Origin of the sequence: Exiguobacterium sp. 17-1, from assembly GCF_023096305.1 — a bacterium.
Classification (GTDB): Bacteria; Bacillota; Bacilli; order Exiguobacteriales; family Exiguobacteriaceae; genus Exiguobacterium_A; species Exiguobacterium_A sibiricum_A.
Genome location: NZ_JALIGJ010000002.1, coordinates 1 through 13,729 on the forward strand (window position 1 = coordinate 1; position 13,729 = coordinate 13,729).

The 13,729-nt window shown below is 45.2% G+C and carries 13 protein-coding genes; 8 read left to right on the forward strand and 5 right to left on the reverse strand.

Translation table 11 applies throughout. The annotated features are described in order from the left end of the window. The coding region (locus MUN34_RS05505; RefSeq protein ID WP_247857040.1) for a cold-shock protein at window positions 1–189 on the reverse strand (189 nt) is incomplete at its 3' end. Window positions 190–468: 279 nt separating this feature from the next. Further along, window positions 469–723, reverse strand: coding sequence for a hypothetical protein (locus MUN34_RS05510; RefSeq protein WP_026828177.1), 255 nt, complete (start codon window positions 721–723; stop codon window positions 469–471). 157 nt (window positions 724–880) lie between these two features. On the opposite strand from MUN34_RS05510, the gene MUN34_RS05515 reads away from it, so the two are divergent. From MUN34_RS05515 to egtD, 5 genes are all read left to right on the forward strand, one after another. Then, window positions 881–1,417, forward strand: a complete 537-nt coding sequence (locus MUN34_RS05515) for a GNAT family N-acetyltransferase (RefSeq protein WP_247857041.1) — start codon at window positions 881–883, stop codon at window positions 1,415–1,417. 78 nt (window positions 1,418–1,495) lie between these two features. After that, entirely contained in the window at window positions 1,496–1,963 is a 468-nt protein-coding gene (locus tag MUN34_RS05520; RefSeq protein ID WP_247857042.1) for an NUDIX hydrolase, read from the forward strand. Between the two features lie 186 nt (window positions 1,964–2,149). Then, a complete protein-coding gene (gene guaC / locus MUN34_RS05525; protein ID WP_034769871.1) occupies window positions 2,150–3,133 on the forward strand; it encodes a GMP reductase in 984 nt (327 codons plus the stop codon). 132 nt (window positions 3,134–3,265) lie between these two features. After that, window positions 3,266–4,537, forward strand: a complete 1,272-nt coding sequence (gene egtB / locus MUN34_RS05530; RefSeq protein ID WP_026828180.1) for an ergothioneine biosynthesis protein EgtB — start codon at window positions 3,266–3,268, stop codon at window positions 4,535–4,537. Further along, window positions 4,538–5,494 (forward strand): L-histidine N(alpha)-methyltransferase, encoded by a 957-nt coding sequence (gene egtD, locus MUN34_RS05535; protein WP_247857043.1) that lies wholly within the window; start codon window positions 4,538–4,540, stop codon window positions 5,492–5,494. It abuts the gene before it with no gap. Window positions 5,495–5,537: 43 nt separating this feature from the next. Here egtD and MUN34_RS05540 read toward each other — a convergent pair whose 3' ends face one another. Both MUN34_RS05540 and MUN34_RS05545 read right to left on the reverse strand, forming a co-directional pair. Beyond that, window positions 5,538–5,876, reverse strand: a complete 339-nt coding sequence (locus MUN34_RS05540; protein WP_026828182.1) for a hypothetical protein — start codon at window positions 5,874–5,876, stop codon at window positions 5,538–5,540. A gap of 97 nt (window positions 5,877–5,973) precedes the next feature. Continuing rightward, entirely contained in the window at window positions 5,974–7,074 is a 1,101-nt protein-coding gene (locus tag MUN34_RS05545; protein WP_026828183.1) for an NAD(P)/FAD-dependent oxidoreductase, read from the reverse strand. Window positions 7,075–7,352: 278 nt separating this feature from the next. Between MUN34_RS05545 and MUN34_RS05550 the strand changes: the two genes are divergently transcribed. The 3 genes from MUN34_RS05550 (at window position 7,353) to MUN34_RS05560 (ending at window position 9,937) form a co-directional block, all read left to right on the forward strand. After that, on the forward strand, window positions 7,353–7,901 hold the full coding sequence (locus MUN34_RS05550) for a hypothetical protein (RefSeq protein WP_026828184.1): 549 nt from the start codon (window positions 7,353–7,355) through the stop codon (window positions 7,899–7,901). A gap of 111 nt (window positions 7,902–8,012) precedes the next feature. After that, on the forward strand, window positions 8,013–8,969 hold the full coding sequence (corA, locus tag MUN34_RS05555; RefSeq protein WP_247857044.1) for a magnesium/cobalt transporter CorA: 957 nt from the start codon (window positions 8,013–8,015) through the stop codon (window positions 8,967–8,969). Between the two features lie 14 nt (window positions 8,970–8,983). Then, entirely contained in the window at window positions 8,984–9,937 is a 954-nt protein-coding gene (locus MUN34_RS05560) for a LysR family transcriptional regulator (RefSeq protein ID WP_051525132.1), read from the forward strand. A gap of 56 nt (window positions 9,938–9,993) precedes the next feature. On the opposite strand, the gene MUN34_RS05565 is transcribed toward MUN34_RS05560, so the two are convergent. Beyond that, window positions 9,994–13,581 carry a dynamin family protein gene (locus MUN34_RS05565; protein WP_247857045.1) on the reverse strand — a complete coding sequence of 1,196 codons (3,588 nt, stop codon included), beginning with the start codon at window positions 13,579–13,581 and terminating at the stop codon, window positions 9,994–9,996. Between the last annotated feature and the right edge of the window lie 148 nt (window positions 13,582–13,729).

Below are 13,729 nucleotides of genomic sequence, written 5' to 3' on the forward strand. Positions count from 1 at the left end.
AACGTTAGTTGCTTGCGGTCCGCGTTGGCCTTCTTCAACTTCAAACGAAACTTCTTGACCTTCGTCAAGTGATTTGAAACCGTCTGTTTGGATAGCTGAGAAGTGAACGAAAACGTCGTCGCCGCTTTCACGTTCGATGAAGCCAAAACCTTTTTCTGCGTTAAACCATTTTACTTTACCTTGTTCCATGTGTGTTGCCTCCTGCGTATGACTAAGTCACACTGATTATTACTACTGTGATCAATTTCATCGAGTCGAAAGTGTAAACTTTGTATCTCCACCGAACAACAATAATTACTTAATAATATAACATGGTCTCTAAGAAAAAGGAAGTAATAAACAAAATAAATGATATCTCGCCTAAAATTTATCAGAATCCATTAAGTAATGGAGCGTTAAAAGGAATTGTCGTCTCGTGGTCCGAATACATGAATCTAAGTAAATAAGTAGAAGGATTCAGTCAATTGTTTATCCGACCGGTTCACGTTGAGACCTGGCTTGTTTCACTGCACTGATTAAATAACCATGAATCGATGCGTATCGTTTAGGATTTGTCCAGACATCATGGAAAATTTGTTTTAGAGTAAGTTGGATGCGCCGTTCATCGGACAACATTCGTGTTAATAACAGATATAACGATTTTTCATACCGGTCATATAACAATTCGAGAGCGTATCTATTTTTTAGTTCGATTTGTTGGAATAACTCTTTATCAGTTCGCATGCTCTCCTCCTTGTAGTCGTTTACATCTTATTTTGTAAACACTTTGTTACTTGTTTGTTATTGTAATTTTCCCGATAAAAAAAATATCAAACACCTTAACTCTTTGATATTAAGATATTTAAGGAATAAGTTAGTCACAAAGAAGGAGAATGACTCCATGAATTCGATTTATTTACGTGTGTATACGAAAGAAGACGCACAGGCATTGCTCGATCTCAGCATTCGAAACCAAGGACATTTTGAATATTGGATGCCGGTCAAACCCCCAAAAGATACCTATACGTTGCCGAAACAACTTGAGCGAATTCAACAGTTGGAAGAGAACCAAAAAGCAGACCGTTCGTATGCGTTCGGGATATTTTTAACAGAAACGAATCAACTGGTCGGAGAAGTGTCTGCGGCGTTCGTCGAACGTTTCCCGGCAGAGACGTGTATGATCGGGTATCAACTTGATCAGCAGTATAACGGGCAGGGGATCATGTCAATAGCTGTCCGCCAAGCTGCGCGTCTCTTGTTCGATGAGTACCAGTTCCACCGTTTGCGGGCCGAAGTCATGCCTGAGAATATCGGATCGATCCGCGTCTTGGAAAAAGTAGGATTCAGACAGGAAGGGGTCGCAAAAAAGAGTTTGTTCATTAACGGTGCCTGGGAAGACTTCGTATTGTTTGCACTATTAAAAGAAGAACTCGATTAAAAGAAGAAATCGAATGAAGAGAAACGCTCGGGTACAGTCTTTTAGACATACATCAGGATTATCAAAGGAGAATGATTTATGCCCATGTCGACTTATTACCAGAATCTGCGTCAAAAAACAGGAAATCAATTGTTGTTCACGCCGTCTGTCGGTGCAATTATCCGCGATGCTTCCGGGCGAATCTTATTCCAAGATCCGGGAGGTCCGTTCTGGAGCCTTCCGGCGGGCGCAATCGAACCGGGCGAGCCGCCGGCAAAAGCGGTAATCCGTGAAGTATATGAAGAAACTGGATTGATTGTCCGTCCGGTCCGCCTGATCGGCTGTTTTGGAGGAGAGGCGTTTCGCCTGACCTACCCGGATCAAAACCAGGTGGAGTATATCGGCTTTATTTTTGCGTGTGATGTGTTGGAAGGAACGTTAACAGCGATTGACGGAGAATCCAAACAACTGTGTTATTTTGACAGGAAAGATCGTCCACCCTTAGCGCTTCCTTATCCCGAGCATATTTTTGAAAAAGGAACGGAAAGTAGCTTTTTTGAATGGTAAGAAGCATGGATTGATCAATTAAAGATGGAATACTCTATAAAAGACGAACATTAAAAGGTTTTTTGATAGAAAAATATGTTTTTTAGTGATTTTATTTTGACAAGCTTCCTAATGTTCGATATAGTATCCAAGTACGAACGTTACTATTTAATTAATAAAAAATATTCGTTATTTGGGGTGCTAGTGATGGATGTAGTATTTGATTATGAAGATATTCAATTAATTCCTGCAAAATCAATCGTAGGAAGCCGGTCGGAATGTGATACGACGGTTGAGTTTGGTGGACGACGCTTTAAGTTACCGGTCGTTCCGGCCAATATGCAGACAATCATTGACGAAAAAATTGCGACTTATTTGGCAGAGAACGGTTACTTTTACATCATGCATCGTTTCGAGCCCGAAACACGACTGGATTTTGTCCGGTCGATGCAAAAACGCCATTTGATTGCATCAATCAGTGTTGGCGTAAAAGCGGAAGAATATACATTCGTCGAGACGTTGGCACAAGAAGGCTTGACGCCAGAATATATCACGATTGACATCGCTCATGGTCATTCGGAAGCGGTCATTCGGATGATCCAACATATCAAACTGCTGTTACCGGACAGTTTTGTTATTGCTGGAAACGTCGGGACACCGGAAGCCGTTCGTGAATTGGAACACGCCGGAGCAGACGCGACAAAAGTTGGAATTGGTCCAGGTAAAGTATGTATTACGAAAATTAAAACGGGATTTGGTACGGGAGGCTGGCAATTGGCGGCATTAAGATGGTGTGCCAAAGCTGCCAGTAAACCAATTATCGCTGATGGCGGTATCCGGACCCACGGCGACATTGCAAAATCGGTTCGTTTTGGGGCGACGATGGTGATGATCGGTTCACTGTTTGCGGGACACGAAGAGTCTCCAGGTGAGACGCACGAAGTTGATGGATTACGCGTTAAAGAATATTTTGGTTCGGCGTCCGAGTTTCAAAAAGGTGAAAAAAAGAACGTCGAAGGAAAAAAAGTGTTTGTTGAACATAAAGGCAGCTTGTCAGAGACGTTGATTGAAATGGAGCAAGATTTACAGTCTGCGATTTCGTACGCGGGCGGTAACAAACTGCAAGCAATCAGGACTGTCGATTATGTGGTCGTCAAAAATTCAATCTTTAACGGCGATAAAGTGTATTAAGCTTGAGAAAGCGGCATCCTTAAAAGGTGTCGCTTCTTTTTTTATTTTATTGAGAGCGCTTACTTGAAAGGGAAAAGGGTAAAGAGAATGGTGCATATTTTCAGAAAAATCCATTTAAAGGAGTGCTTTGAAGTGAGACTGGAAACGACGACTTACTTAGTAGACAAGTTTTCTGCTGTCCGCAATCAAACCTTAGCATTGATCGAACCGCTCGAACCGGAGGATTTTATTATTCAAGCCAGCCCGGATGTCAGCCCGCCGAAATGGCATATCGCGCATACCACATGGTTTTTTGAGCGGATGATCCTCCAGGAATATGATGACCAGTATACAGTGTTTCATCCAAAGTATAACTATTTGTTCAATTCCTACTATAATTCGATTGGACCTTACCAACCGCGTCACCAACGAGGTGTTCTGTCTCGGCCAACCGTCGAGGAAATACTTGCTTACCGAATGCATGTGGACAAAGCAATCTTGTCCCTGTTGCAACAAAAGCGAGAAACTCCCGTTCAGCAAAAACTGGAGCAACTGATTGAAATGGGGCTACAACATGAACAGCAACATCAGGAATTAATCTTGATGGACGTTAAGTACAACTTTTTTGCTAACCCCTTACTGCCTGCTTATCAAAATAAAACAGAACCTGAACGTACTTTTGGCGTTGACGGTTCACCGACATTTAAACGGTTTGAAGGAGGACTCGTTGAAATCGGTCATGATGGTCAAGGGTTTGCCTTTGATAATGAAAATCCAGTCCACAAAACCTGGCTCAACCCGTTTGAGTTGGCAAGCCGACCGGTCACCAACCGTGAGTTTCTGGCCTTCGTCGAAGCAGGCGGGTATGAACAGTCAGAGCATTGGTTGTCTGACGGGTTTCATGTCGTTAATCAACAAAGTTGGAAAGCACCTTTGTACTGGATGAAAAACGAACAAGGTGAGTGGTCCGTCTTTACATTAAACGGAATCAAACCGTTACACTTGGACGAACCTGTTTGTCATGTCAGTTTTTACGAAGCCGACGCCTACAGCCGCTGGTGTGGAAAACGATTACCGACCGAAGCGGAGTGGGAGTACGTCGGACGGCAGGTTGAACAACGAGGAAATATGATGGGAGAAGGGTCCTACCATCCTCGACCTGTCAGTTCCGATCTGCAAGAGATGACCGGCCTGTTCGGTGATGTCTGGGAATGGACTGCGAGTGCCTATGCACCGTATCCGGGAAGCCGGCCGCTAGAAGGCGCGTTGGGGGAATACAATGCGAAATTCATGTGTAACCAGATGGTGCTACGAGGAGGGGCATGCGTAACGCCGGATGATCATATCCGCGAGACGTACCGTAATTTCTTTCCTCCGGATAAACGTTGGCAGTTCAGTGGTTTTCGGTTGGCAGGTGACCTTTAAATGAGTCAGCAGGTCAAAAGTTATGACATGTATACGAATCAACACAATATGCGTCAGGAAGTGTTGTACGGGTTATCGCAAGACAAGAAGACGCTCCAGGCAAAATATTTTTATGATCAAAGAGGGTCTGAATTATTCGAGCAAATTACACAACAACCGGAATATTATTTGACGAGAACGGAACTCGAGATTTTATCGGAGCATCAAGTGGCGATTGCCGATTGTATCGGACCGGTCCATACGCTGATTGAGTATGGAAGCGGCAGCAGTCGGAAAATCAAAAGTCTGCTCAGCTCATTACATCAGTTGGAGGCATATATGCCAATTGATATTTCCAAAGAGTTTTTGATTCAGTCCGCGCATCAACTTTCGCAGGACTATCCGACTTTGGATATCAAAGCCGTATGTGGTGATTATTCGACGCCACTGGTTCTGCCGATTGAAGACAAGCTAAAAAAAGTGATTTTCTTTCCCGGATCAACCATCGGCAATTTTGATCCCGACGAGGCCGCTGCTTTTTTGAGTCGTTCGTGTCAACTGCTGGAAAAGGGTGACGGATTTTTGATCGGTATTGATACAAAAAAAGAGGTGACGGTCCTACACGACGCCTATAACGATAAGGCGGGTGTGACGGCGCAGTTCAATTTGAACATTTTAAAGCATATCAATGAATCACTTGACGGAACGTTTGACCTGACATGGTTCGAACATGTTGCGTTTTATAATGAAGTGCTTGGCCGGATTGAGATGCATCTGAGAAGTCGGATTGATCAACTGGTGACCGTCGCGGATCAGACATTTAGCTTTAAACAAGGTGAAACCATCCATACGGAAAATTCCTATAAATACAGTGTGGATGACTTTCAAGTGTTGGCCAGACAAAATGGATTTACTCCGGTCACATGTTTTACGGATCGAAATCAATATTTTAGTGTCCATTATCTAGAAAAGACATGACGACAAAGAAACGACCATCCAATGGCGGATGGTCGTTTCTTTGTCAGCTCAGTCGGCTTCCGTCCGGAATCGGGTGCTCCGGGCAGACCAACACGGGCATGAGCTGATCGAGAGAACCTAACTCGAGAATACGACCGGACGAGCCGACGACGAGTCCTGGGACGTTCAGAGCGACAAGTGCTTGTTTGCCGATGATTTCTTCGTATTCAAAACGTGTTTCTTTCCAATCGAGGAACAAGGACTGTTGAAATTCTAAGAAATCGATCAGCAGTAACAGTAAAGCTGGTTCTTCGTCCGAAGTCCGGAGCGAACGAATTGTACCGACACGAATGTCGAGAGATTCCAGTTGATCAAGGGTCACGAAAGGTTTGATCGGATGCACATTCAACTCTCCTTTGATATCTCGAGTATAGAACGTTTGTTCTTGTTTATTAGCGGGTATAGACTATCAAGAAGGTAAAAGTTCGTTCGTTGTTTGCTCATTGAGGTAAATAATCCTCCAGATTGATATCGAGTTCTTGTCCTAACGCTAACTTCGCTAATTCACGCCCGAGATAGGGACCAATCGTTAAGCCGGAGGCTCCAAGTCCGTTAGCGACCAGTACATTCGGATGAGTCGCGAGTCGTCCGATGATCGGTAAGGAAGTACTGGTATAAGGACGAAGTCCGACACGCATCTCATTGATTTTCGAGTCTTCCAGTGCAGGTGCAACCGGCAAGGCGCGTGTCAATAAAGCATGCATGCCCTTGACGGTCGGTTGGAGGTTATAGTCAAGTTGTTTCTCATGCGTGGAGCCGAGCGCCAATTTTCCATCCTCAATCGATACAAGATACAGTCCACGTTGCCCCATGATGACGGGCCATTGTTGTGTTTGTTCCGCCGTGATGTCCAGATGGAGAATCTGCCCTTTTTCAGGACGGATGTCAAGTTCAAGATGCAACGGTTTCAGTAACTCATTGACCCAGACCCCTGCCGTCAAGATGATTTGCTCCGCATAATGCATTTCATCATCAATTTGGACACCCTTCACTTGACCGTCCACGACGATTAACGCGGCATCTGCTTCGACCACCTTCGCCTGCTGTTTGAGGGCGCCGCGTTCTAGTGCAGCGCGTAACGCACGTCCGTCAACTCGTGCTCCGCCGGAAACGAATAATGCATCTTCGACATATTCAATCAACGGAAACATCTGTTGCACACGATCAGCAGTCAAACGCTCGATTTGCTGAATCGCCGGCGCCTCGGGAAAACGATTTTCAGCAATGACCTGCATTTTTTCGATTTTTGATGTTTCGTGTAAAGCGATTGCGCCTACTTTTTGATAGCCGGTCGTCGTCTCACCAAGTGCCTCGAGTTCCGGAATCAAGGTGTCATAATAATGAGCACCGTTATTGGCTAATCGATACCAAGCCTTGTTCCGACGTTGCGTCATCCAAGGACAAATAATTCCTGCTGCGACGTGCGTAGCACGACCCGCTTCCTTCCGGTCAACCAACAAGACGGATGCGCCTTCTTTCGCTAAATGATATGCGGTTGAGGTGCCGAGAATACCTGCCCCGATCACGATATGGCTGTACATGCTTTTCATCTCATTTCTAAAATAATCTAATTCAAGTGTAAAGAAAAAAACGGCAAAGAACAAATACGAGTAAACGGCTGAAAACAGCACATTCAAATATGGGGAATGATGGGAAAGTAAAACTATTCATTAAAATGTTTCGTATACTGAATATAAACCAATATTTCACACGAAATATACGATTAGAAATGGCCCAATGAGGAAACATACCCTTATAGGCATTAGATCCCGACATCATCGACTCGAACATGTAGTCACCATTGAAGGAGGGGAAGGCAATGAACATTAGTCGCGCCATCGTACGCAAACGCTACACGGATCACACTTTGTTTTATTCTGCCATCCTAATTTGGAAGTTGCTCTTCTTCCTACCCTTGCTCATGTACGTCAACAGTGGGTCGGACAACATTTTTCGTCTTTATTTTGTACCGTATTTGACGGTCATCGTTTTATTTCGTGTCATGACCTATTTTGCCACGTATAAAGCGTCCTTCATGGAGATGACCGAGATGGGATTATCCGTCTTTTTGATCATTGCTGATTTTTATTTAATCGCGTTGTTTGATGTCCCCTTACCGTTTGGTATGATTATCATGCTGTTATCGATTTTACACTTTACAGCTGCTTTCAGTCGGTTCCGTTGGTTCCGCCGTCGTTTATGGCTGAATCGTCATTTAGAAATTTTAAATTTTTTGACCGATCACGGGGAGACACCGATTAAGATTGCTGTCGTCTCGGAGGATGAGATGCTTGTAACGACAAAAAGTGGTAAAGAATTTACGTATCGTCATGTCTATTGGAATGGTTTTTACTTCGAACGTGGATAAAGGGAAAGACTGTAGTGCTTGATTAAGTCTACAGTCTTTTTTTTATGGAAATGGAAGCGGATGTTTGCGATACTAAGTGAACAAACCGTAATGAAAAGAAGGTGAATGTTCATGATACGCTGTCTTCTAGTGACGAACGATCATCAAGTTTTAGTGGATGATGGTTTGGAACGTCTTCACGCACCAAACGTCAGATGGTATTTTGTCGATTTTGATCAGCCGACGGAGCAGGAAAAACAACAGCTGGTGTCCGCATTTGATTTTCACCCGCTGGCCCTTGAAGATTGTTTTCAATACTTACAGCGTCCAAAGTTAGAATATTACGACGGATACAGCTTTTTTGTGTTGCATGCCCTGGATACGGAGTCACTAAAAGGAAAAGAAATTAACCTGTTCGCCAATGAGAACTATGTCGTTTCTTACCACGAGGAGCCTTCAAGTGAAATTGATGTCGTGTTCCAAGCTTTTCAACGGATACATAATAAACCCGAACAGTGGGCAATCGAGATTGTTCATAAAATCATGGATAAAATCGTCGATGGTTATTTTCCGATCGTCCATGCGTTAGAAGACAAGATTTTTGCACTGGAAGGACGGTATGAACAGCGGGGGAATGATAAACGGATCATGGAAGAGATATTTGAGATTCGATCCGATTTGTTAGTAGTCGCCAGGACCATCTTGCCGATGCGGGATTTGTTGTACCGGGTCGTTGAATCCCGCCGGCTTGCGATTCACGCCAACAAAAAAGCGTTTTTCCAAGATATTTATGATCATCTACTTAAACTTAATGAAATGATTGAATATAACCGGGAGATGACGTCTGAATTCCGGGATAATTTCATTTCGCTCAACTCATATCGGATGAACAATATCATGAAGACGTTAACGATTTTCACGACCATTTTCATGCCTTTAACCTTCATCGCCGGAATCTATGGGATGAATTTTGAACATATGCCGGAACTGACGACGCGATTCGGATATTTCTTCACATTAGGAGGAATGGGAGTCATTGCGATGGGGATGATCCTGTATTTCAGAAAAAATCATTGGTTTGATGAGTAAGAGGGGGAAGTCGAGTGGACATTCGGCAATTGACATTTTTTACGACCATCGTAGATCATGCGTATAATCTAACACGGGCTTCCAAGTATCTTCATATTTCGCAACCGGCGCTCAGTCAACTGGTACGGGAATTTGAAGAGATGGAACAAGTGGAGTTGTTTTTGCGTCATCACGGACGATTGACCGGTCTGACAGACGCCGGACAACAATTTTATGAGGATGCGCTGAGTGTCCTGCACGGACATCAACAAATGATGGAACATCTTCACGAACGGTCACGTGTCATACGAGGGAAAGTCCGGTTGGGGATTCCACCGGTCATTTTGCCCGTCCTTTTTTCGCAACTGATTCCGAAATTAATGGCGGAACATCCCGGCATTGAGCTGGAAATCATCGAAGAAGGAGCTTTTGAATTGAAGCGTCGCCTGCTGCTCGAAGAACTGGACTTGGCGATTTTAATTGAACCGGGAGAATCCTATGGCATAGAACGCTATCGATTAATCGAGGATGAGGTCGTCGTCGCGGTGAGGCCAAGCCATCCGTTAAGCCAAACCAAAAGTGTATCTTACCGTGACCTGGCAGAGGAACCTTTGGTCATTCTCAATGATAGTTTCATGTTGCACCATCAGATTTTATCCCAGTTCCGGCATGTGCAAGTCGAACCACACATCTTTTTTACTTCCGGTGCTTGGGACTTATTGATTGGGATGGTACAAGAACTCGACGTCGTGTCGATTTTACCAGAACCGATTCTCCGATTTCATCATGCGGAGGATATCCGGATTTTACCGTTTGACCCTCCGATGTTATGGGATGTTTCGTTAAATCATTTAGCAGGGGTCGAGCAACGTCCGCTCGTGCGTCACGTCCAGGACTATGTCTTACATTACTTTAAATCCTATTGGCCGCATCCATCCGATCGTGGCGCAAACATTAAAAAGAACCCGGACCAGCCACCTCTTTTGTAAGAAGTGGATCTGATTCGGGTTCTTTGTGTAGTAATGGATCCGCTTATTGAGAAAAATTAAACGGTTTGATCCAGTTGGCTGATGCTCGAGTAAGCGTGTTTGAACTGTTCCAGATGGTCCGTCGTCGCTAAACTGCTTCGCTCCATCTCGATTTGTTTTTGTAACGTTCCAGATAATGCTGTATACATCTCGTCGAGCAAACGGGCGACGTGTTGCTGCGCGAGTTCGCGTAATCGCTGCTCTTCCGTTTCAAGATAAGATGTCGCATCCGGTTTCGTCAACTGCATTAATGCGTCTTTCAATTGTTCTTTTTCATTCCGTTCAAAAAAGGCTTTCGGATTACGGAAATACTGTTTGACGGACTGGTAAGGTGCCGCATCCTGGAAAGGACCTTCAAAATGGACGGACGTCATCGCCGGTGCTTCGAATGGAGAAAGTTGGAAAGAAGGGTTCAACTTCGTCGCATACCGCTCTTCTTCCTGGAAACGTTGAAGGAGAGCTGTTTTGATCCAACCGTCAATCCGGAAATGTGTCACGCGTAATTCCTGTTCAAAATCATATTTCAAAAAGCCAAGTAGTTCGACCAAGGCTTCGTGCAGGGCTTGTTGCTTTGTGGCGTTCGCGAAGCGGACGGGATGATACGCTTCTTTAAAGAAATCAGGGAAACGGTAATAGATCCTTTGATTGACATGATGTAACAGTTCATGGATTTCAGCAAATAAGGCATGACGGAGTAAATCGGTCCGTCGGTCTAAAAAATGTGCTTCGATCGTCTGACTCAAGTCATCCAGTTCATCTAGCCGTGTCTCTTTTCGCGCGATGTTGAATTCGGTCTGTTCCATCAATTGACGTAATCGGTGGACGGTTTTCTCCGTTTCCTCCGACAACACTTGAACGGCCAGTCCTTTAAGGTCCCGTTCCAGGAATTGATGGAAGGCAGATTCGAAGACAGGTAAACCTGATTCAAGCTCGCGGTCCGTCTGCTTTTCTGCTAATGCGTGAAGGCTCGAGACACCAAACAGACGAGGCGATCGAATACCAAACCGTTGTAATTCAGTCTCGACATATTGCAGGACCGCTTGTTTTTCAATGTCATTTTGTGCCAGGTCAATCGCATTAACGATGAAGAACATTTTGTCCAGTTCAAACGCATCTTTGACACGACCAAGCTGAATCAGAAACTCACGGTCGGCGCGGGCGAAGGCGTGATTGAAATACGTCACGAATAAGATGGCGTCCGCATCCTTGATATAGTCAAAGGCAACATCTGTATGACGGGCATTGATGGAATCGGCACCCGGTGTATCGACAAGTGTAATTCCGAGACGGGTCAACGGACTATCGAAGTACAAGTCGATCACATCGACAAAGCAACTGAGATGCTCTTTTGCGACATACTCCGTGAACGTCGGTTGATCGACCGTTTGTATCGTTCCGACGAACGGCGAAACAGACGGATAACCTGTTAAAAAAGCACGTAAAAAAGATGTATCCCGCAATGTGTGGTCCGGTTGTGATTCAATCCAATGTGCGGCTTCCTGCAAGGAAGTGATCGTGACGTCAAAAGCCTGAAGAAGGTCATTTATTTCGTCGACGAGTTCCTGTTCCGTCTTAAAGCGGATCGTCGCAGTACCGTGCGGATGTGCCGTACTGACCGGATTAATCCGGTTGATCGAAGCGGTCGTCGGATTAGGCGAGACAGGCAAAACCGGTTGTCCGAGTAACGCATTGCAAAACGACGACTTGCCGGCACTGAACGCACCAAACAAAGCAATCGTAAACGTACTGGAGGAGACACGTTTCAGTTTGTCTTGCAAATAAGCGACCGTATCTTCAAATCCGGAAACGGATGATAAGATCGTTTGAATCTGTTGTATGTCTTCCAGCGAATAAGCCCGTGTCTCCTCGACGCCGTTTGAAAAAGTTGCTTCCGTAGTAACGGCAACTTCCTCGAGTACTTCCTGCGGCTGGAACGGGACTAACGCTTGCTCGGCTTGAAGCAGTTCCTGTTGCCATTTCAAGACCTGTTGTCGAGCAGCTTCTAGTTGTTTATTCGTCGGCGCGTCCGCCTGCTCAAGATACGTCTTGAGCAATTGCCGGGAGTCAGCTTCGGTTTTCAACAAATCACATTTTTGACGTAAAGTTGTTTGTTCCGTCAGCAAGTCCTGTTTGACGCTGCCATCTGTTTGTTCCAGCTCTGCTCGAATGCCATCACGCCAGCGGTTCGTCTCTTTCGTATACCAGTCAGCCGTGAGACTGACGACACGATTCGTAAACTGGAGGACCGATTCACCGGTAATCGTGATACCTTCCTGGACGGCATCCTCGATGACACGGAGCGGCGGATCAAGTGGATAGGTGTCAATCTGCATCGTGTGCCGATCGGACAAAATGCCGGCTTCCGCTAAAGATTGTTTCATCAATTTCCGCAGATGTAAGGCGATTTCGGATGTCGTGACGGAGTGGTACGCCCGCATGAGATCTTCCGCCACCTGTTGCTGGGTGGTATGCGTCTTTTTGGCACTTCTGAAAAATCCGACTTTAAAGGACGCTTGTCGTGTTTCTAAAAAGATTCGCATTTTCTCACGAAGCTCAAACGGCATCAGTGTCGCATTTCGCAACAAACTTTCCCGGTGCTGTGAAAAACGGCTGACCCACTGTTCTGGTGCCATCAGTTCGAGTTGCAAATCGAGCTGATGCAGCTGTTCAAACAACGCTTCGGATTGTTGCCGCTCTGACGGAGTTATTCCTTCTTCCGTCGACTGGACAGCTTCTTCGATGCGTGTTTCGAGATACGTCACATGTTCGGCATGTAAGGATTCCAGTGTCGTGGCAGCTGATTGCAACAGTTTCGGCTGGACGTCACGGATGCTTTGATCGACGAGCTGTTTGACGGTAAGAAAATCATTTTCTGGATGATCCGCTTCCCGTAAGCTCGTAAAGAAGATTCCTTTTGGTTCGACGCCATGGGCTGCAAATGACTGGATGACCGAACGTTTAAAGGCTTCAAACGATAGTTCACTGGACTGGTGTTTGTCGATTTGATTGACAATCAAATACAATTCAGGCACGGAAGTCAACAATTCGCGTGTGACGGTGAAGTTCAACTCGGACTGGACATGGTTATAGTCCATGACGTAAAAAATCATGTCCGCTAAGTGTAAGGCGGACTCCGTGGAAATCCGGTGGGCGTCATCGACGGAATCGACACCTGGCGTATCCATTAAGACAAGTCCTTCCGGTAAGTTTGAGCCGGCATGAGTGATATCAATTCGTTCGACGGTGCCGTCACGTCCTAAGGTCTCAAGATGCGGTAAGTCGGTCGCGGCCAACTGGACGGCAGGACAATCATGAAAATGGACGATGGCGGCATCTTGCTCTTCCCGACGTAATGTGACGATATTGGCACTGGTCGGAATCGGACTGGTCGGTAAAATCGACTCTCCCGTCAAGGCATTGATCATGCTTGATTTCCCAGCCGAAAAATGGCCGGCGAAAGCAATCGTAAATTCACGTTTTAATAGTTTCGCTGAAAATTTATTTAATTTGTCGAGTCGCAGTTGATCCGACGAGGGTTGAATCAATGTTGTGAGAAGCGCTGTCGCTTCAATGTGATTTGTTAACCGTTCTTCGAATGAGCGCATGCCTGTGAAACCCCTTTCTTACAATCCAGTTTCAGTGTATCACGCTTATTTTGGTTCCGTCATCTGTTCATCGGTAAGTTCTGCAAACGGGCTGGAAAAGAGACGTCAAGACTTACGGATTCCGCGAAAACGGTATACGATGAAAAAA

Bases quoted from the DNA above. Each gene is read 5' to 3' on its own strand.
- MUN34_RS05510 (WP_026828177.1), bottom strand. From the start codon at position 723: ATGCGAACTGATAAAGAGTTATTCCAACAAATCGAACTAAAAAATAGA.
- MUN34_RS05515 (WP_247857041.1), top strand. From the start codon at position 881: ATGAATTCGATTTATTTACGTGTGTATACGAAAGAAGACGCACAGGCA.
- MUN34_RS05520 (WP_247857042.1), top strand. From the start codon at position 1,496: ATGCCCATGTCGACTTATTACCAGAATCTGCGTCAAAAAACAGGAAAT.
- guaC (WP_034769871.1), top strand. From the start codon at position 2,150: ATGGATGTAGTATTTGATTATGAAGATATTCAATTAATTCCTGCAAAA.
- egtD (WP_247857043.1), top strand. From the start codon at position 4,538: ATGAGTCAGCAGGTCAAAAGTTATGACATGTATACGAATCAACACAAT.
- MUN34_RS05545 (WP_026828183.1), bottom strand. From the start codon at position 7,074: ATGTACAGCCATATCGTGATCGGGGCAGGTATTCTCGGCACCTCAACC.
- MUN34_RS05550 (WP_026828184.1), top strand. From the start codon at position 7,353: ATGAACATTAGTCGCGCCATCGTACGCAAACGCTACACGGATCACACT.
- corA (WP_247857044.1), top strand. From the start codon at position 8,013: ATGATACGCTGTCTTCTAGTGACGAACGATCATCAAGTTTTAGTGGAT.
- MUN34_RS05565 (WP_247857045.1), bottom strand. From the start codon at position 13,581: ATGCGCTCATTCGAAGAACGGTTAACAAATCACATTGAAGCGACAGCG.